Origin of the sequence: Erythrobacter donghaensis (genome assembly GCF_002155425.1) — a bacterium.
GTDB lineage: Bacteria > Pseudomonadota > Alphaproteobacteria > Sphingomonadales > Sphingomonadaceae > Erythrobacter > Erythrobacter donghaensis.
In genome coordinates this window covers 632,746-650,291 of sequence record NZ_MUYG01000010.1, presented here as the reverse complement: position 1 = coordinate 650,291, position 17,546 = coordinate 632,746, and the positions used below count along the sequence as shown (strand labels likewise).

The 17,546-nt window shown below is 64.8% G+C and carries 18 protein-coding genes, 2 tRNA genes and 1 other RNA gene; 11 read left to right on the top strand and 10 right to left on the bottom strand.

The features are described from left to right. Positions 1-167 precede the first annotated feature (167 nt). From BZF59_RS11630 to BZF59_RS11605, 6 genes are all read left to right on the top strand, one after another. Positions 168-377 (top strand): hypothetical protein, encoded by a 210-nt coding sequence (locus BZF59_RS11630; protein WP_086608380.1) that lies wholly within the window; start codon positions 168-170, stop codon positions 375-377. A 5-nt stretch (positions 378-382) separates the two neighbouring features. Further along, a complete protein-coding gene (locus BZF59_RS11625; RefSeq protein WP_086608379.1) occupies positions 383-841 on the top strand; it encodes a cell division protein ZapA in 459 nt (152 codons plus the stop codon). An 11-nt stretch (positions 842-852) separates the two neighbouring features. Continuing rightward, positions 853-1,026, top strand: a non-coding RNA gene (ssrS, locus tag BZF59_RS11620) — 6S RNA. Between the two features lie 124 nt (positions 1,027-1,150). Beyond that, positions 1,151-1,729, top strand: coding sequence for a 5-formyltetrahydrofolate cyclo-ligase (locus BZF59_RS11615; protein WP_086608378.1), 579 nt, complete (start codon positions 1,151-1,153; stop codon positions 1,727-1,729). Continuing rightward, positions 1,729-2,109: a hypothetical protein gene (locus tag BZF59_RS11610; RefSeq protein WP_086608377.1), complete on the top strand. Its 381-nt coding sequence runs from the start codon at positions 1,729-1,731 to the stop codon at positions 2,107-2,109. Before BZF59_RS11615 ends, BZF59_RS11610 begins: the two co-directional genes overlap by 1 nt. Continuing rightward, the gene (locus BZF59_RS11605; protein ID WP_086608376.1) at positions 2,109-2,333 is read left to right on the top strand and encodes a DUF2842 domain-containing protein; all 225 of its coding nucleotides are present in this window, start codon (positions 2,109-2,111) and stop codon (positions 2,331-2,333) included. The genes BZF59_RS11610 and BZF59_RS11605 overlap by 1 nt, the downstream gene beginning before the upstream one ends. 74 nt (positions 2,334-2,407) lie before the next feature. On the opposite strand, the gene BZF59_RS11600 is transcribed toward BZF59_RS11605, so the two are convergent. The 6 genes from BZF59_RS11600 to thyA all read right to left on the bottom strand — a co-directional run bounded on the left by BZF59_RS11600 (position 2,408) and on the right by thyA (position 7,990). Continuing rightward, positions 2,408-2,484, bottom strand: a tRNA-Asp gene (locus tag BZF59_RS11600). A gap of 120 nt (positions 2,485-2,604) precedes the next feature. Further along, complete coding sequence (locus BZF59_RS11595; RefSeq protein WP_086608451.1) at positions 2,605-3,171, bottom strand: YdeI/OmpD-associated family protein; 567 nt, start codon at positions 3,169-3,171, stop codon at positions 2,605-2,607. 32 nt (positions 3,172-3,203) lie between these two features. After that, a complete protein-coding gene (locus BZF59_RS11590) occupies positions 3,204-4,547 on the bottom strand; it encodes a dihydrolipoamide acetyltransferase family protein (RefSeq protein ID WP_086608375.1) in 1,344 nt (447 codons plus the stop codon). Positions 4,548-4,551: 4 nt separating this feature from the next. Then, entirely contained in the window at positions 4,552-5,604 is a 1,053-nt protein-coding gene (locus tag BZF59_RS11585; RefSeq protein ID WP_086608374.1) for an alpha-ketoacid dehydrogenase subunit beta, read from the bottom strand. Then, on the bottom strand, positions 5,601-6,896 hold the full coding sequence (locus BZF59_RS11580) for a thiamine pyrophosphate-dependent enzyme (protein WP_086608373.1): 1,296 nt from the start codon (positions 6,894-6,896) through the stop codon (positions 5,601-5,603). Before BZF59_RS11580 ends, BZF59_RS11585 begins: the two co-directional genes overlap by 4 nt. 113 nt (positions 6,897-7,009) lie before the next feature. Continuing rightward, positions 7,010-7,990 carry a thymidylate synthase gene (gene thyA, locus BZF59_RS11575; protein WP_086608372.1) on the bottom strand — a complete coding sequence of 327 codons (981 nt, stop codon included), beginning with the start codon at positions 7,988-7,990 and terminating at the stop codon, positions 7,010-7,012. A 111-nt stretch (positions 7,991-8,101) separates the two neighbouring features. On the opposite strand from thyA, the gene BZF59_RS11570 reads away from it, so the two are divergent. Continuing rightward, positions 8,102-8,178, top strand: a tRNA-Pro gene (locus BZF59_RS11570). A gap of 316 nt (positions 8,179-8,494) precedes the next feature. On the opposite strand, the gene BZF59_RS11565 is transcribed toward BZF59_RS11570, so the two are convergent. Together BZF59_RS11565 and BZF59_RS11560 are read right to left on the bottom strand one after the other, a co-directional pair. Further along, positions 8,495-10,861: an EAL domain-containing protein gene (locus tag BZF59_RS11565; RefSeq protein ID WP_086608371.1), complete on the bottom strand. Its 2,367-nt coding sequence runs from the start codon at positions 10,859-10,861 to the stop codon at positions 8,495-8,497. Positions 10,862-10,967: 106 nt separating this feature from the next. Then, positions 10,968-11,423, bottom strand: coding sequence for a DUF3429 domain-containing protein (locus BZF59_RS11560; RefSeq protein ID WP_086608370.1), 456 nt, complete (start codon positions 11,421-11,423; stop codon positions 10,968-10,970). A 77-nt stretch (positions 11,424-11,500) separates the two neighbouring features. Between BZF59_RS11560 and BZF59_RS11555 the strand changes: the two genes are divergently transcribed. The 3 genes from BZF59_RS11555 to BZF59_RS11545 all read left to right on the top strand — a co-directional run bounded on the left by BZF59_RS11555 (position 11,501) and on the right by BZF59_RS11545 (position 14,377). After that, positions 11,501-12,274 (top strand): SDR family NAD(P)-dependent oxidoreductase, encoded by a 774-nt coding sequence (locus BZF59_RS11555; protein ID WP_086608369.1) that lies wholly within the window; start codon positions 11,501-11,503, stop codon positions 12,272-12,274. An 83-nt stretch (positions 12,275-12,357) separates the two neighbouring features. Continuing rightward, positions 12,358-13,743, top strand: coding sequence for an ABC1 kinase family protein (locus tag BZF59_RS11550; protein WP_211277390.1), 1,386 nt, complete (start codon positions 12,358-12,360; stop codon positions 13,741-13,743). Positions 13,744-13,876: 133 nt separating this feature from the next. Next, entirely contained in the window at positions 13,877-14,377 is a 501-nt protein-coding gene (locus tag BZF59_RS11545; RefSeq protein WP_086608368.1) for a low molecular weight protein-tyrosine-phosphatase, read from the top strand. Between the two features lie 20 nt (positions 14,378-14,397). Here the strand turns inward: BZF59_RS11545 and BZF59_RS11540 are convergent, their stop codons facing one another. Together BZF59_RS11540 and recG are read right to left on the bottom strand one after the other, a co-directional pair. Next, on the bottom strand, positions 14,398-14,973 hold the full coding sequence (locus tag BZF59_RS11540; RefSeq protein ID WP_086608367.1) for a hypothetical protein: 576 nt from the start codon (positions 14,971-14,973) through the stop codon (positions 14,398-14,400). A gap of 77 nt (positions 14,974-15,050) precedes the next feature. Continuing rightward, positions 15,051-17,312, bottom strand: coding sequence for an ATP-dependent DNA helicase RecG (gene recG / locus BZF59_RS11535; RefSeq protein WP_281251663.1), 2,262 nt, complete (start codon positions 17,310-17,312; stop codon positions 15,051-15,053). Between recG and BZF59_RS11530 the strand changes: the two genes are divergently transcribed. After that, positions 17,199-17,477, top strand: coding sequence for an FAD assembly factor SdhE (locus BZF59_RS11530; protein WP_086608449.1), 279 nt, complete (start codon positions 17,199-17,201; stop codon positions 17,475-17,477). The genes recG and BZF59_RS11530 overlap by 114 nt on opposite strands. The last annotated feature ends 69 nt before the right edge of the window (positions 17,478-17,546 follow it).

Here is a 17,546-nt window from a genome sequence, read left to right as displayed (position 1 = left end):
GAGCGCGCGCGATTCGGCCCCGGTTATGGTGCGCGTGCCATTGCCGAGGCCAAGGGGGAGGTCAACCTTGCGTGCAAGATGGCGCACAGCGCGCGCGTTCGCCCACTTATCAACAGGCCGCTCCAAGGCTTTGCGTGGGCAGAATTCTGTTGGTATCGGTACCGCGCATGAGCGCCGAGAGGATCACCGCTGCCCTTGCCCGCATCGAAGCCGCCGCCGCGCGGATCGAAGCCGCGCGCGAGGCCGAGGCTGAGAGCAAGGCCGCTGGCGCATCGGCGCGGGTGATCGAGCTGGTCAATGTCCACGAAAAGCTGCGCGAGCAGGTCGCCGACAGCCTTCGCGAACTCGATGATCTCCTCGCCAAGCTGGAAGACTAGCCCCCATGAGCACCGTCACGCTCAGCATCGGACCCAAGACCTACACCGTCGCCTGCGCTGACGGGCAGGAAGCGCATATCACTTCGCTCGGTGCGATGATCGCCGAGAAATATGGCCAGCTCGGGTCAGCCCGCGCGCCGCTGGAAGCGCAGAACCTGCTGTTCACCGCGCTGTTTCTGGCCGACGAACTGGCCGAGGCGCGCAAGGCGACCGGGTCGGCTTCGGCACCCGGCAATGATGAGGCCGAAGCCCTGCGCGGTCGTGTGGAAGCGCTCGAAGCGGAACTGGCAGAGGCCCGTGCCGCCAGCGCTGGCCCTGCCCCCGCTGCGCCGCCATCCGATCTGTTCGTCAGCTCTTCTGCTGACGAGGGCGCAAGCGAAGCCATCGCCGATCAGCTCGAAGCGCTTGCCGCCCGGATCGAAGCCAGTGCCGCCGCGCTTGAAGGTGCCGCCGCAAGCGCCTAGATACAGCAGTGGCGGGACTGCCCGGCACGAGCCGATTGAATATCCCTGAGGCTATAAGTAATCCAAATGGGAGTTGTCCCTGTCCTTGTCTGCCGGTTCGCCCGGAAGGCTCGGGTATACGACGCCCACCTGACGTACCACGCGTCAGAGGATTTCTAGCGCAAACGACCCATGGTGGTTCCGTCACTTTATTGAATTCCGCAGCCCATCCGGGCTGCGGTCCTCGCTAGACGCGCAGCAAAGCTGCGCCCGCTGCGGGCGGGCGGTCGCCCTTGCGGCCCTTCGGCCCGAGGGCTACCGCTTTTTTCGATGACCGAAAGCTCGAAATCCGAACTCCGCCGCACCCTGCGCGCCGCGCGCAAGGCCCATGTCGCAGCGCTGCCGGATTCGATCCGCGGCCTCCTGTTCCATCGCCCCCCTGCCCCGCTGCTCGCCCGGATCGGGGATGAGGCGGTGATCGGGCTTTACCACGCGGGGCCTTTGGAGGCCCCAGCGGGAGGCTATGCGCGCTTCTTTCACGAGGCCGGACACACCCTCGCCCTCCCCCGCTTCACCGACCGCGCCGCGCCGATGGCCTTCGCCCGCTACAGCGATCCTCACGCCGACAGCGATCTCGAGGTTGGCCCCTTCGGCATGCTGCAACCGGGTAGCGAGGCTGAGCCGCTGATCCCCGACGTCTTGTTCGTGCCTCTGATCGGCTTCACCCCCGCGCTCGACCGGCTTGGGCAAGGCGGCGGGCATTATGATCGCTGGCTGGCGGAACATCGCCCCGCCCTCGCCGTTGGGCTGGCATGGGACGCGCAGGCCGTCGAAGCGCTTCCCGTCGAACCCCATGATGTGCCGCTCGACGCGGTCGTCACCCCCACCCGGATCTACGGAACCCTGTGATGCGCAAGAAATTCATTCGGGTGCTGGCCGCTCTGACAATGGCCCAGATTGCCACTCCGGTGAGCACACAAGCCATGAATCCGGGCTGGTTTCCCAAAGCAATCGGCGAGTGCGGCTGGGTGCGCGGGCGCTTCGGTCTAGCCAACGGATCGGGTGTGCGGCGCATCTGGGCGATCGGCACGAACCACCTCCTGAACCTGCGAGACGATGACGAGACTGCGCCAGCCGTCATGGATCCGATCAAGGGAGGGTGGCGACCATTCAGAGATGTCATCTACGGCCAATTCTACGCCTGTGCGCTCGAACGCCATGTAAATGGCGAAATGCAGCAAGTGCGGGTCCTTCGGGTTCGCAAGTTCGTGATTCAGGAGCCCATTTGATGCGCGAAACCCCCACCTGGCGAATCCCCTTCGGCATCATCAGCCTGTTCGTGCTGCTGATCGTCTATGGCGTGGTGATCGCGCGCTATGCGCCTGGGATCATCGGAACCTGGTCGGGGGCCGCGCAGACCGTGGTTTACGTGGTGCTGGGCCTGATCTGGCTGCTGCCGCTCAAGCGCTTCCTGATCTGGATGGAAACCGGCCGCTGGACCCCGCCGGAGTAATCCTGCCCGAAAAAAGAAAAGGCGGACCGAAGCCCGCCTTGTTCATGCCCTAGGGGCCATCCATCAGGAACAAGTGGCGCGAGTGACGGGGCTCGAACCCGCGACCTTCGGCGTGACAGGCCGACGCTCTAACCAACTGAGCTACACCCGCGCATCTTGTCCTTTCGAGCGTGACAGCAATGCCGTGCCGCTCGTGGAGCAGCGCCATTAGGGCCGTGCCAGCGGGCTGTCAACGGCCATATCGGCAAATATTGAGAGGCCAACTGCGCCCTCAGCAATTCTCGTACTTCCAGTTGCGCTTGCGTCCTTCGGCGAGCCATTCGACCGCCTGCGCGATGCGCTTGTCGCGCGTTTCCTCGCGCTTGGCCTGAGTGATCCATTCGACATATTCGCGGCGGTGCGAAGGGGAAAAGGCATCGAAGGCGCTGCGGGCCGCGGGCCTGGCATCGAGCGCGGCGGCAAGGGCGGGCGGCACGGGCAGTTCGGGCTTGGGCGCGCGCTTGGGCTTGGGCTGCGCGAGCGCTGCCGGGAGGGCCTGAAAGCGCGCGATCAATTCCTCATCGGGCGGCAGGTCGGCAAGGCTGGCGAGCTTCCCGAGCGCGCCCATCCCCTCGCCGGTGCGCTCCCCTTGATGGATCACCACGGCGGCGTGCGCCTTGAATGCGGCAAGCCCGATGACATTGCGCCCGTCCACCATAAAATGCGGCATGCCCCATTTGATGGTCTCTTGCGCGTCCGGTAGCGCCTTGTGCACCAAAGCGCGGACATGGGTGAGGATCGGCTGCGCGAAGGGCGCGGCCTTGGCGATGTATTCGTCGATGCGCGGATCTTTGGTCATGTCGGCACCTCCCGGCGCCGACATTACCGCAATCAGTCCACCAGCAGAAGCGCCGGCGTCTCGATCAGCTTCTTGACGCCCTGGATGAAGCTCGCCGCGTCATGCCCGTCGACCACACGGTGATCGCAGGAGATCGAGATGTTCATCAGCTTGCGCTTGGCGATGCGTTCTCCGCCCATGCCGTCGGGCACGAACATCGGGCGCTCGACAATCCGGTTGGGGCCGATGATCGCCACTTCGGGGCGGTTGATGACCGGGGTGGTCGCGACGCCGCCGAGCGGGCCGAGCGACGTGACGGTGAGCGTAGAGCCCGAAAGCTCCTCCGAACTCGCCTTGCCGCTGCGCGCGGCCTCGGCCAGACGGCCGATCTCGCGGGCGAGCTGCCACAGGTTCCTTGCCTGCGCATCGCGAATCACCGGCACCATCAGCCCGCCATCGGTCTGCGCCGCCATGCCGAGATGGACGCTGCCGTAACGGGTGACGACATTCGCATCGTCATCATAGCGCGCGTTGATCATCGGGAATTGCGGAATGACCTTGCAGATCGCGGTGATCAGCAGCGGCAGCATGGTGAGCTTCGGTTTGTCGCCCCGCGCGGCATTGAGCTGCGCGCGCAGCTCTTCCATGTCGGTGACGTCGCACTCCTCGACATAGGTGAAGTGCGGGATATGACGCTTGGCGGCGGCCATGTTCTGGGCGATGCGCTTCCTGAGGCCGATGACCTTGATCGTCTCGTCGGCGCGCGCCTTGCCCGCCACGCCGAAGCCGGAGCCTGCGTTGTAGGCGAGGAAGGCATCGAGATCGCCATGGCGCACGCGGCCATCTTCGGCGGGCTTCACTTCGGCAAGGTCGATGCCGAGATCCTTCGCGCGCTGGCGCACGGCGGGGGAAGCGAGGACCTTGGCTCCGGTGTTGTCCGCAGGTGCAGGAGCCGGAGCCGGAGCCGGAGCTGGAGCCGGAGCGGGTGCCGGTGCCGGTGCCGGTGCCGGTGCGGCAGCGATGGCATCATCGGCGTCGGAAGCATCGGGGTTTTCCACCTCGATTCGCTCAGCCGCTTCCGCGGAGACCGGCGCATCGGACATGTCGTCCTCGATCTGCTCGGCGGCGGCGTCCGCTTCCTGCTGGGAAACCTCGCCCTCGACCTCGATCACCAGCAGCATCGAACCGATCGCGATCACATCGCCCACCTCGCCCGCCACCTCGACCACCGTGCCTGCCACCGGGCTTTCGATGTCGATTGTGGCCTTGTCGGTCATCACGTCGACGAGGTGCTGGTCTTCCTCGACGCGGTCACCGATTGTCACGTGCCATTCGACGACTTCCGCCTCGGCCACGCCCTCGCCTACGTCGGGCATCTTGAAAATGAACTTGGCCATGGGGTCAGTCCTTGAGAAGCTTGTCGATAGCCTCGCCGATGCGGACGGGGCCGGGGAAATAGGCCCATTCGAGGCTGTGGGGATAGGGCGTGTCGAAGCCGGTCACCCGTTCGACGGGGGCCTCGAGGTGGTAGAAGCAGCGTTCGGTGACGAGTGCGGAAAGCTCGGCGCCGAAGCCGCTGGTGCGGGTCGCTTCGTGGACGATCAGGCAGCGGCCGGTCTTTTCGACCGAGGCTTCGATCGCCTTGATGTCAAGCGGCACCAGCGTGCGCAGGTCGAGGATTTCGGCGTCCACACCCTTGGCCTTGCACACCGCCTCGGCCACGTGAACCATCGTGCCGTAGGCGAGCACGGTCAGCGCCTCGCCTTCCTGGACGATCCGCGCCTTGCCGAGCGGGACCTTGTAGTAGCCTTCGGGCACCACGCTATCGGGGTGCTTCTTCCACGGCTCCACCGGCTTGTCGTAATAGCCGGAGAAGGGCCCGTTATAGATCCGCTTGGGCTCGAAGAAGATCACCGGATCATTGTCCTCGATCGCCGAAATCAAAAGGCCCTTGGCGTCGTGCGGAGTTGCCGGGATCACCGTCTTGAGGCCCGAGACGTGGGTGAACAGCGCCTCGGGGCTCTGGCTGTGGGTCTGGCCACCGAAAATGCCCCCGCCGAAGGGCGAGCGCACGGTCATCGGCGCGATATAGTCCCCCGCAGAACGATAACGCAGGCGCGCGGCCTCGCTGATGAGCTGATCAAGCCCCGGATAGATGTAATCGGCGAACTGGATTTCCGGCACCGGGCGCAGGCCATAGGCCCCCATCCCCACCGCGACACCGATAATCCCGCACTCGGAAATCGGCGTGTCGAACACGCGGGTCTTGCCGTGCTTCGCCTGAAGGCCCGCAGTGGCGCGGAACACCCCGCCGAAATAGCCGACATCCTCGCCCATGATGATCACATCGGGGTCACGCTCGAGCATGATGTCGAGCGCTTCGTTGATAGCCTCGATCATGTTGAGACGGCGTTCGGTGACGGCAGCGGCCATGGTTTCGCTTTCGTCGCTCATCCGAAAGGCCTTTCGGTGCCGAACTTGGTGATGCGTTCGCGGATGGCCTGTTCGGCCTGCTCCTCGAGGTGCCAGGGCAGCTCCTCGTAGACATCCTCGAACATGGTGTGGAACGGGTGGTGGAGGCCGTGGCCAAGGATGCCGTTCTTCTCGGCCTCCTTGGTGGTGGCCTTGACCAGTTCGGCGCATTCGAGATCCATTGCCGCGTGGCGTTCTTCGTCCCACTCGCCGATCGCGATGAGATGCTTCTTGAGGCGATTGACCGGATCGCCCAGCGGCCATTCCTCGCGCTCCTGCGCCGAGCGGTAACCGCTCGGATCGTCGGAGGTAGAATGGCCCTCCGCGCGGTAGGTGAAATATTCGATCAGCGTCGGCCCGTGGTTGCCGCGCGCGCGGTTGGCGGCCCATTCGGCGGCGGCATAGCAAGCCAGCGCGTCGTTCCCGTCAACTCGCAGCGCGGCGATGCCATAGCCCAGCCCGCGCGCGGCAAAGGTGGTGCGCTCGGCCCCGGCGAACCCGGAGAAACTGCTGATCGCCCACTGGTTGTTGACCACGTTGAGGATCACCGGCGCATTGTAGACGGCAGCAAAGGTGCAGGCCGAGTGGAAATCGCCCTCGGCGGTCGAGCCCTCGCCCACCCAGGTGGCCGCGATCCGGCTGTCGCCCTTTGCGGCGCTCGCCATCGCCCAGCCCACCGCTTGCGGGCATTGCGTCGCGAGGTTGCCGGAGATCGAGAAGAACGAGTGCTCCCGGCTCGAATACATGATCGGCAGCTGACGGCCCTTCAGCTTGTCGGCCTTGTTCGAGTAGATCTGGTTGATCATCTCGATCAGCGGATAGCCGCGCGCGATCAGGATGCCCTGCTGGCGGTAGCTGGGAAACACCATGTCATCGCTGGCGAGCGCCATCGCGGGGGCGATCGAGGTCGCCTCCTCGCCGGTGCATTTCATGTAGAAGCTGGTCTTGCCTTGGCGCTGGCCGCGAAACATCCGTTCGTCGAAGGCACGCACCATCGCCATGTGGCCGAGCATCTGGCGCAGCGTGTCGGGATCGAGGCGGGGGTTCCACGGGCCGTGCGCCTGATTGTCGTCGCCCAGCACCCGCACCAGGCCATAGGCCAGGTCTGCGATCTGCGAGGGATGCACGCCCTCGTCCGGGCGCGGCTGATCGCCGGGGGTGCCGATGTCAATGTGCGAGAAGTCGGCTGTGTCGCCCGGACGATATTTGGGTTCGGGCACATGCAGCGCGAGCGCCGGGCGGTTGCTGTTTGCCGGTTTCGCTCGATCGGCCATGCGGCTTGCTCTCCCCTCGCCTGTCACCCGCGCCAGACGGGTGCATTCATTGCTTGCATACGTATTTTTATTTCAAGCCGTGCAAGCGGTCAAGGCGGGCACCGCCCCTGCGCTTAAACCGCAACAGGGGCACTGATCGGGGGCAGCGGGGCGTAATCATACACCACGAAATCCTCGATCCGGTAGTCGAATATTGTTTCGGGATTGCGGGTGATCTCCAGCCGGGGCTGGCCCTGTGGCTGGCGGGTGAGCTGCTCGGCGATCAGGTGTTCGTGATTGAGATAGAGGTGAACATCGCCCCCCATCCACACCAGTTCGCCCGGCTCCATCCCCACCTGCTGCGCGATCATCCGGGTGAGCAGCGCCGCCGACCACAGGTTGAAAGGCAGGCCCAGCGCGACATCGCAGCTGCGCTGGTAGAGCAGGCAATTGAGCCGGGCGTCCGCACCCTCGCCTGCGACATGGAACTGGTAGGTCTTGTGGCACGGCGGCAGCGCCATGCGGTCAAGCTCGGCAACGTTCCAGCCTTCGATGATATGGCGGCGGCTGCCGGGGCTAGTGCGCAGCGATTCGATCACCGCCGCGACCTGATTGATCCCCTCGCCCTTTTCGTAGAGCCCGTCGGCGCGGTAGCGATAGGTCGGCCAATCGACCCATTGCTTGCCATAGACCGGGCCGAGGTCACCCCAATTGGCGGCGAAGACCTCGTCCTCGGCGATTCGCGCGACGAAATCCTCAAGGCTGATCGCGTCGCCGGTTTCCTTGACGTAGCGCGCGTGAGGCCACTCGTTCCAGATCTTCACGCCTTGCAGCACCAGCGGGCGGATGTTGGTGGAGCCGGTCAGGAACCACAGCAGCTCGCGCGTCGCGGTTTTCCAGTAGACCCGCTTGGTTGTGAGCAGCGGCATCGCCCCGCCCGCCAGATCGAATCGGAGCATCGCCCCGCAGATCGAGCGCGTGCCGATCCCGGTGCGGTCGATCCGCTCGCTCCCGCTCTCCCAGATGGCGCGCATCAGATCGAGATATTGCTGCTCGGGATGCAGGTTCGTGCCGGTGGAAGGGGAGCCGGAAAGGGGAATCGCGCTGCTGGCCATGGGCGCGACTATAAGCCGCAATTGCCCGCTTGCCACCCCGCGCGTCGCCCCCTATAGGGCGCGCCTTGCCTCGATCCACAGGGGCTTTTGACCCTGTGGAGCCGACACGGTCGGGGAGTAGCTCAGCCTGGTAGAGCACTGTCTTCGGGAGGCAGGGGCCGGAGGTTCGAATCCTCTCTCCCCGACCAATTTCGCCGCGCGACGCGCGGCCGCTTTGCGGCCATGGCCGCCGGTCTCACCGATGTGTTGATGGTAAACAGGCTCAGGCAGAAGACCTGACTGCCTTGCCGCATGTGCGGGCTCTGCCCGCTGCGAGCAATGGAATGAACCCAAGCAGCCGCAATCCCAAAACCAAAAAAGCCCCGGTTTCCCGGGGCTTTCCTTAACCGTCGTGGTCAGGCCGTATTAGGGACGACCAAAGACGATGCCAACCCATCCCCACATATCAAATCTCCTATCAGCGACCATTGCTGTAGGAGTGTCTTAACATGTTATTAACCTTAATCAACCGTAAATCGCGTTTCTTCCACCACCCATCATCGCCAAAAGTTCGGGCATCACGATAGCCCGTGAGAACAGATAGCCCTGCGCCTGATCGCAGCCCATCGCCCGCAACGCGGCCGCTGTAGCGTGGTCTTCAACGCCTTCGGCCACCACCACTTTGCCGAGCGAATGGGCGATCTCGATCGTCGCCCGCACCACGGCGCGGCTTTCGTCCGAGGTCGCCATGTGCTGGACGAAGCGACGGTCGATCTTGAGCTCCGAACTCGGCAGCTTCTCGATATATTCGAGGTTCGACTCCCCGGTGCCGAAATCATCGATCGAAAGGCAGATCCCGCGCGCCTTGAGCGCGGCAATCTGGGGCGCGATCCGGTCATCGTCGAGCTTGGCGGTCTCGGTCAGTTCGAGCGTCAGGTTCTCTGGCGGGAAATCGAATCGACCAAGCAGCGTCATGATATCGAACAGCAAATGCGTGTCGGACAGGCTCTTGGCCGACATGTTGACCGCCAGCTTGAAACGCGGGTCGAGCGCGATCGCCTGCTTGCCCTCGATCAGTGCGGCTTCCATCACCACCAGCGTCAGCTCGTTGATGCGGTCCCCCGCCTCTGCGGCCAGCACGAGGTCGAGCGGATTGACATATTCGCGGCCATCGGGCTGCCAGCGGATCAGCGTCTCCGCACCGACGATCCGGCCCGAGGCGAGGTCGATCTTGGGCTGATAGGCGACCGAGATGCTGCGCTCGCGCAGGCCCTGTTCGAGCACGCGAATCAGCTCAAGCCGGTTGTTGCGGGCTTCGAGATGGGCGGCATCGTTGATGATGAAGCGCAGGCCGCGCCCCGCTGCTTCGTCGGCCGCCTGCATTGCCTTCTTGATACGCAGCGCCACGGGCAGATCGTGATTGGTGTCGATCCCCAGCGATGGCGTGCTGGTGGAGGACTGCCATTCATAAGAAATCGCGGTCTTGAGCATCAGCGCCAGCCCATCGGCATGGCGATCGAGTTCGGTGGTATCCATCCGCGGCGCAAGCCAGACCAGAATATCACGCTCGAACGCCACGTCGCCGACTTCGCTTGGCCCCTTGACGTAGGAAATCAGGGTGTTGACGAATTCTCCGACTTCGCGCGCAGACCAGTCCTCGGAAATTTCCGACAGATTGGCGATCTTCAGCGCATAAACATCGCGTTCTTCGTCGGGCTTGTCGGAGCTGAGCGCGGTGGTCGTCATCGCATCGACATCGCTGCTGAAATATTTGCGATTGATCCGCTGGAAGCCGATTCCCGCAGCAAGCAGAGCCAGCAACGCGGGCATGATATCGACGTTGATGTTGAATTCATCGAGCACCAGGGGCGCTGCCATCAGTCCAAGCGCGACAAGCGCAAGAATGCGACGCGAGCGTGAGCCGGTGAATGCCTGCGCCGCAATCGCCAGCACGGCCAGCGCCATGGCCGGCAGCCACAGGAGATCGACTGGCACACCGCGCTTGAGGGTATGGGCACCCATTACGTGGAAATAGCTGCCGGGCACGTAACCGTTCTGTAGTGGCAGCCGGAAAAAGTCGTTCGACTTTTCGTAGGTATAGCTGATTATCACCGACTTGCCGCGCAGGGCCTCGTCCGGGACATCGCCATTTAGAACATCGACGTAGCGAAAGGTCGGCAAAGTCTCGATGTTGAAAGCATAATCAGGACGAAAGGTGGTTTCCGGGCCAGTATAGTCTGCAAGGGTCGCAGAGATCGAACGATGCGTCTTGCTGTCCACCTTGACATAGGTCGGAAAGGAAACGGACAATGCAAATGGTGAACCAAGGCCGTTCATCGCCGCAAGAGCGGCTTCCTGCTGAAATTGGTCGAGTGGTTTCAGATCGGTCACCTGCTGGATGCCAATCTCGAAGTCGGGCGAAACGCCGAGCCACACCTTGCCCTTTTGACGGCGCAACATATCGGCGAAGACGGCATCGGCCTCGGGGCTCTCGCGATCGGCATGGGCACGGTCAAAGATCACTTTGCGCACGCCGCTTGCAATCAAGATATCGACCACCCGGCTGTCACTGACGCGCCCCGGGTCCTGCCCACCGAAGGCACGCAAGGTCTTGTCGTCGATCTTCACCACCGCAATGTCCTGCGGCATCGGACGCAAGCGCAGGTGTGCGCGGACGGCGCGGTACATGTCCTCGGCGGGCAGCGGCAGCTCAATCGCGGCTGAGACGACGCCGAACAACAGCGCCAGTATCGCGACCTTGATGCGCTTGCGCCGCAACAGCCCGCCACCAGAACCCAGTTCGATTTGTGGCTTGAGAACAGCCGCTTCCTCGCGCTCAAAGCCGAACACGCTACGCGCCTTTGTGGCAATATTGTTAAGCGATGCGATCATTATGCGCGCGTTCCCGAGGCCAAAGCCAAGCTTGGGCCTAAGGTCTAGTGGTTAATTCATCGCAAATACCCGCCCAGTAACAGGCCAACGCACGCCGTCAGTGGTGTCAGATCACGCGGTCGGCCATCAGCCCCAACACGATCGTGAGGCTGCCCAGCCCGATCGAAAGGTGCCAGCGCAGCCGCAGGAAATCGCCCGTCGCAAAGCCCAGCGCGCGGTCGATTAGCGGCGAGCCGAAAATCAGCGCGCCGAGGTAGAGCAGCGCCGGGCCCGGCCACTCCCAACCGAAGCTCCACGGCAGAAACAGCGCCACGGCGAGCAAGCTCGGCAACACGGCAATGCCATAGGCGCCCGCACTCGCCCGGCCGCTCTGCAGCGCCTGCCCCCACCACACGCCGCCCAGAAAGCTGAAGATCGCCGCCGCATAGGCGAACCCACCAGCCAGAGCGGTGTAGCGCCATTCATGGCCGATCAGGATCAGGCCGATGCAGATCATCTGCGGCAACAGCCCGGCATAGCCGAGCGCGCGCGCGGCGGGCGAGAGTACATTTTTTCCGTCCATGCCGGCACAAACCCTGTCACCCGCGCCGGTTCCCGCCGATCTTGCGCAGCGAGCAGCTTTGCGCCAGTCGGTGGGCCATGGACTTGTTCGATCTCACCGGCCGCACGGCGGTCATCACGGGCGGAAACGGGGGCCTCGGCCTCGCAATGGCGCGCGGGCTCGCCAAGGCGGGCGCCAATGTCGCGATCTTGGCGCGCAATGCGGACAAGAACGCCGCCGCGCGCGAGGAACTGCGCGGCCTCGGCAAGGGGGAGGTGATCGCTCTGGCCTGCGACATTGCTGAGGAAGCTGACATCTCAGCAGCAATGGAAGAGACGCTGACCGCGTTGGGCCGGGTCGATGTATGCTTCGCCAATGCGGGCATTTCGGGCGCGGGCACGGCCATCCCCGACATCACTGCCGAGGGCTGGGATCACACCATGGCGATCAACACCCGCGGCGCGGCGCTGGTCTACAAGCATGTGACCCGCCACATGATCGCGCGCGCCGGGCAAGGCGATGCGGGTGGCAAGCTGATCGCGACGTCCTCGGGCCAGTCGATCATGGGGGTCAACCGCTCGTCGGACTATGCCGCGTCCAAGGCCGCGCTCAACGGCCTCACCCGTGCCGCCGCCTTCGAGCTGGCGCGCCACCAGATCACCGCCAACGCGCTGCTTTTCGGCTATTACGAGACCGACATCACCGCCAAGGCCGATCCGCGCTTCGGCGAGTGGATGGCGAAGCGCATCCCGCTGCGCCGCCCCGGCGACCATGCCGGGCTGGAGGGGCTGGCTGTATTCTTCGCCTCGCCGCATTCGGATTACATCACCGGGCAGTGCTTGCCCATCGATGGAGGGCTTTGCATCAGCTGAACGGTTCCCCATTTCTGGCGGAACAGGCCCCTGCCCTGCACGTTACCGATGCAAGCCTCTCAGCGAATGGAAAGCCCTCTTACGTGGCCGATAACGACCAGACTCCCGATTTTGCCGACCTGCCCGAAGACCGCGCTCGCCAGCGCGCTGTGCCATCAGGGCGGATCGCGCGGTTCGGCACCTTCGGACGGCTGGTGGGCGGCGTGGCGAGCGGCATGGTGGCCGAAGGCGCGCGCAGGCTCGCCAGCGGAGAAGGGATTTCAGCGCGCGACCTGATTCTCACCCCCGGCAACGTCCAGCGGATGACCGATCGCCTCAGCCACCTGCGCGGTGCGGCGATGAAAATGGGGCAGATGATCAGCCTTGATGCAGGCGATTTCCTGCCCGAGGAATTGTCGAAGATCCTTGCCACCTTGCGCGATCAGGCCAATTTCATGCCGACCAAGCAGCTCGACACCGTGCTGCGCGCCGAATGGGGGCCCGACTGGCGCAAGCAGTTCCGCTGGTTCAACCCCCGCCCCATCGCCGCCGCCAGCATCGGCCAGGTGCACAAGGCGCTGACCCGCGATGGCGAGGAACTGGCGATCAAGGTGCAATATCCGGGCGTCGCCAAGAGCATCGATTCTGATGTCGACAATGTCATGACCCTGCTCAGGGTCGCAGGTTTCGCCCCGCCCGAGCTCGAGATGGACAAGCTGATGGCGGCGGCCAAGCAGCAGCTTCACGAAGAGGCCGATTACCAGCGCGAAGGCGCGCAGATGGCGATGTATCGTGAGCAGCTGGCGGACACCCCCGGCTTCGTCGTTCCCCGCCTGCACGAAGGCCTGACCCGCGGCTCGATCCTCGCCATGAGTTTCGAGGAGGGTGTCAGCATCGAGGAACTGGGCAACGAGCCGCCCGAACGCCGCGACACCGTGTTCGCCAATCTGATCCGGCTGGTGGCGCGTGAATTGTTCGAATTCGGCGTCATGCAGACCGATCCCAACTTCGCCAATTTCCGCTACCGGCGCGAGACGGGCGAGATCGTGCTGCTCGATTTCGGAGCCTGCCGCCCGGTCGATCCGGCGGTCTCCAACGGCTATCGCAACATGCTCGAAGCCGGTCTGAGGGGCAACGCGGAGGAGGTGCTCAAGGCGACCATCGAGTCCGGGTTCATGATGCCGATCGTCGTCGAAAAGCACCCCGAGCGCGTCAATCGCATGATCGACATCGTCATCAATGAAATGCGCGAAGATGCCCCCTTCGACTTCGGCGACCGCGCCTTCATCCCGCTGCTGCGTGAGGAAGGCTATGCCATCGCGCAGGACAAGGACACCTGGGCCTTCCCGCCGATCGAGACGCTGTTCGTGCAGCGCAAGGTATCGGGCACGGCGCTGCTCGGCGCGCGGTTGAAGGCCAAGGCCAACATTCGCCGGATCACCGAAGAGGTGCTGGCGAGCACGGCCCCGCTGCCGCTGGCTGCGGCCTGATCCCTGTCCCGGCACCCCCCACATTGGCGTCAACCGCAGGTTAACCAATCCTGTGTCGCCTGCCCGCATGTTTTGCGTAAAACCAAAGCGATAGCCTGTAGACATGCCTGCCTGTCTGGGTTAACGCGCGCCCATGCATGGGGGGATTGAGCACAAATTTGGCGTGCTGTTCGTGTGTCTCGGCAATATTTGCCGGTCACCGATGGCCGAAGGCGCATTCCGCGCGGCTGCACAGGCGCGTGAGCTGGCCTGCACGCTCGATTCGGCTGGAACCGCCTCCTATCATCTCGGCAGCGCGCCCGATCCGCGTGCAATTGCGGTCGCCCAGCGCCACGGGATCGACATCGCCGGACAAGCCGCGCGGCAGGTGGAGCGGGACGATTTCTACCGCTACAGCCACATCATCGCGATGGACCGAGCGAACCTTGAAACCCTGCGCACCCGCGCCCCGCGCAATGCGACCGCGCGCCTCGCGATGCTGATGGATGTGGTCGAAGGTCAGCGGGGCCAGCCGGTGGCCGACCCCTATTACGGCGACGATGCCGCCTTCGAGACCGCATGGCAGGTCATCAACCGCGGGGTCGATGGCTGGATCGAAAAATTGCTGCGCGAGGCAGCCCAGCAATCAGCCTGATATTCTTCGCGGGAGAGGTCTTACAGCCCCTTCCGCCCGAAACCGCCTGCCCGCGCGCGCTCGGGCGCTGCCGAGGGCGCGCCCCGCTCGTGCCAGCCCGCCGGAGCGGCACCCGAAGGCGGCGTCGGCGCGCGGCGCGGCAGCGGGAACGGCTCGGACGGAGGCTGAGACGCACCATCGGCGATCAGGTCGGCCACGCCCTCGCACCCGCCGAAGCGCCCCTCGAGCCAGCGTTCGGCAAACTTGATCCGGCCACCGTGGCCCTGATGCGGCTCGATCACCAGCGAACGGGTGGTGACGCCGTTGACCTTCTGAGTCTCGACCATGATCGAGGCGATCTGGTCCATGCGCAGGCGGCGGGTGGACACTATGCCGTGAAACTCGATCCCCGTAGCGCCGACCGACAGCACCTTGTTGTCGAGCAGATAGCGCGCGAACCAGACCAGCATGTAGGCAAAACAGACCGCAACGATCCCGCCCGCAAACATGGCCTTGAACCCGTCCAGCGTGAGCAGCCACATGCCGAGCCAGAACAGGCCCGCGCTGCCGATCAGGCCGAAACCGAGCCTGATTCGCGAAAAATAGACGTGCGACACGTTGCTGACCCCTTCCTACTGCGTGCGGGAAGCCTAGGCCAAAAGTTGCAAATATCTGCTTAACCGCGGCAATTCCGTCACCCACCGCGCAACAGCTGCACCCCCCAGTCGCGTTCGAACAGATAAAGCAGGATCCGCGCCGCCTCGCCGCGCGGGCTGGTGAGACCGCCGTCGCGCTCCATCAGCAGCCGCGCATCGGCATGGGCGGTTTCGAGCAGGCGTTGGGTCTGTTCCAGATCGGCGATCCGGAACCCCGCCTCGCCCGATTGCCGCGTACCGAGCAATTCGCCCCCGCCGCGAAGGGCGAGGTCTTCCTCGGCGATCCGGAACCCGTCCTGCGTCTCGCGCATCAGGGCAAGCCGCGCCTTGCCCATTTCCGAGAGCGCATCGCCGCGCAGCAGCACGCAGCGGCTTTTGAGCGATCCGCGCCCCACCCGCCCGCGCAGCTGGTGCAATTGCGCGAGACCGAAGCGCTCAGCCTGTTCGATCACCATCAGCGTCGCGTTCGGCACATCGACCCCGACCTCGATCACGGTGGTCGCAATCAGCAGCCGCGCCTCACCGCTGACAAAGCGCTCCATCGCGGCGTCCTTCATCTCGGGGCGCAGCTGGCCGTGGACGAGGACGACCGCATCGCCGAACCGCTCCTTCAGCGCGGCATAGCGAGCCTCGGCGGCGGCGATGTCGGCAAGGTCAGGCACGCCATCAATCTCGCGCACCATCGGGCAGACCCAATAGGCCTGCTGCCCGCTGGCGAGGTGCCGTTCGACTCCCGCGACCATCTCCTCCATGCGTGCCTGTGGGATGACCAGCGTCTCGATGGCCTGCCGTCCGGGCGGCAATTCGTCGAGCCGGCTCACATCCATCTCGCCATATTGAGCGAGGGTCAGCGAGCGCGGGATCGGGGTGGCGGTCATCGCAAGCGTATGCGGCGCGCGGCGGCCTTTCGCCGCGAGCGCGAGGCGCTGTGCGACGCCGAAGCGGTGCTGCTCGTCGATCACCACCAGCCCGAGATCGCGGTAGTTCACCGTGTCCTGAAAAATCGCATGAGTGCCCACAAGCATCTGAATCGAGCCATTGAGCAGCCCCATCAGGATCGACTCGCGCTCCCGCCCCTTGGCGCGGCCCGTCAGCAGCGCGATCTCCACCCCCGTCGGCCCAAGCATCTTGCGTAGGGTCTCGAAATGCTGGCGGGCGAGGATTTCGGTCGGGGCGAGCAATGCGGCCTGCTTGCCCGCTTCGACGGCGATCAGCATGGCGTTCAATGCCACCACGGTCTTGCCCGCCCCGACATCGCCTTGCAGCAGGCGCAGCATCGGCGCCTCCTGCGCCATGTCGCCCTCGATCTCGGCGATCGAGCGGGCCTGCGCACCCGTGAGGGCAAAGGGCAGTTGCAGCCGTGCGCGCAGGGCCCCGTCGCCCACCAGCGCCGCGCCGCGCCGCCGTCGCCCTTCGGCCTTGACCAGCAGCAGCGCGAGGCTGTTCGCCAGCAATTCGTCATAGGCAAGCCTGTCGTGCGCCTTGGGCTCGGTGCCCTCGTGCGCCAGCCTGAGCGCTGCCGCCCATGTCGGCCAGCCGGAACGCGCCAGCTGCCCCGGCTCGATCCATTCGGGCAGTTCCGGCAGCCGGGCGAGCGCCTGTTCCACAAAATCCGCGATCCGCGGCTGGGTGAGCCCTTCGGACAGGCGATAGACCGGCTCGCTGAGGCGGCCCATGTGAGCGGCGCTGGCCTCCTCGATATGATCGGGATGGACGATCTGGAGCATGTCGCCATAGCGGTCGAGCCGCCCGGCGACCCAGCGCGTCTCGCCCACCGGCACCAGCTTCTTCGCACTGTAGGCGGCCCTGCCGAACCAGGTGAGCGAACACACGTTGCCTTTGGTGTCCTGCGCCAGCACACGATAGGGCCCGCGGCTCCCGGCGCGGGGGGCGCGGTGTTCGATCGCGTTGAGCGCGATGATCACCTGCTCGCCCTCGCTCGCCGAATCGAGATCGGCCACCGCCCGGCGGCTGACGAAGCGTTCGGGCAGGTGGTAGGCGAGATCCTTCACCCGCGTCAGGCCGAGCTTCTCCAGCGGCTTCATCAGCTTCGGCCCGACGCCTTCGAGCGTCTGGACTTCGGCGAACAGCGGATTGAGAGCCTCGGGGCGCATGTTGCTTTCGCTACCACCGGCCTTGCGTGTTTGCGAGTTGAAGCGGCGGGAAGCTGTGGCTAGGTGATCCACATGACCGACACGCCCTCCTTTGAACAACGTCTCGCCCGCGCGAAGTTCCGCGCCTGGCACCGCGGCACGCGCGAGGCCGATTACATGATCGGCGGGTTCTACGATCGCTACCATGCCGCCTGGGGCGAGGCGGAGCTGGCATGGTTCGAAGCCCTGCTGGACGAAGACGATGTCGATGTAATGGCCTTCGCGCTGGGCTCGCAAGCCGCGCCGGAGCATTTGGCGGGCGATCTGCTGGCGGCGATGCAGAAGCTCGATTACGTCGACATTCCGCGCTAGGGCGCACTGCGAAGCTTCCGCTCCCATGCCATTCCGGCAAGGCGCGGAACCAATCGCCCGCCGCAGCGC

Coding starts and splice junctions, on each gene's coding strand:
- BZF59_RS11560 (WP_086608370.1), bottom strand. CDS start 11,423: ATGGACGGAAAAAATGTACTCTCGCCCGCCGCGCGCGCGCTCGGCTAT.
- BZF59_RS11610 (WP_086608377.1), top strand. CDS start 1,729: ATGCGCAAGAAATTCATTCGGGTGCTGGCCGCTCTGACAATGGCCCAG.
- BZF59_RS11630 (WP_086608380.1), top strand. CDS start 168: ATGAGCGCCGAGAGGATCACCGCTGCCCTTGCCCGCATCGAAGCCGCC.
- recG (WP_281251663.1), bottom strand. CDS start 17,312: ATGGTAGCGATCGTAGAACCCGCCGATCATGTAATCGGCCTCGCGCGT.
- BZF59_RS11565 (WP_086608371.1), bottom strand. CDS start 10,861: ATGATCGCATCGCTTAACAATATTGCCACAAAGGCGCGTAGCGTGTTC.
- BZF59_RS11595 (WP_086608451.1), bottom strand. CDS start 3,171: ATGACCAAAGATCCGCGCATCGACGAATACATCGCCAAGGCCGCGCCC.
- BZF59_RS11555 (WP_086608369.1), top strand. CDS start 11,501: ATGGACTTGTTCGATCTCACCGGCCGCACGGCGGTCATCACGGGCGGA.
- BZF59_RS11625 (WP_086608379.1), top strand. CDS start 383: ATGAGCACCGTCACGCTCAGCATCGGACCCAAGACCTACACCGTCGCC.
- BZF59_RS11545 (WP_086608368.1), top strand. CDS start 13,877: ATGCATGGGGGGATTGAGCACAAATTTGGCGTGCTGTTCGTGTGTCTC.
- BZF59_RS11580 (WP_086608373.1), bottom strand. CDS start 6,896: ATGGCCGATCGAGCGAAACCGGCAAACAGCAACCGCCCGGCGCTCGCG.
- BZF59_RS11530 (WP_086608449.1), top strand. CDS start 17,199: ATGACCGACACGCCCTCCTTTGAACAACGTCTCGCCCGCGCGAAGTTC.
- BZF59_RS11585 (WP_086608374.1), bottom strand. CDS start 5,604: ATGAGCGACGAAAGCGAAACCATGGCCGCTGCCGTCACCGAACGCCGT.
- BZF59_RS11605 (WP_086608376.1), top strand. CDS start 2,109: ATGCGCGAAACCCCCACCTGGCGAATCCCCTTCGGCATCATCAGCCTG.
- thyA (WP_086608372.1), bottom strand. CDS start 7,990: ATGGCCAGCAGCGCGATTCCCCTTTCCGGCTCCCCTTCCACCGGCACG.
- BZF59_RS11615 (WP_086608378.1), top strand. CDS start 1,151: ATGACCGAAAGCTCGAAATCCGAACTCCGCCGCACCCTGCGCGCCGCG.
- BZF59_RS11590 (WP_086608375.1), bottom strand. CDS start 4,547: ATGGCCAAGTTCATTTTCAAGATGCCCGACGTAGGCGAGGGCGTGGCC.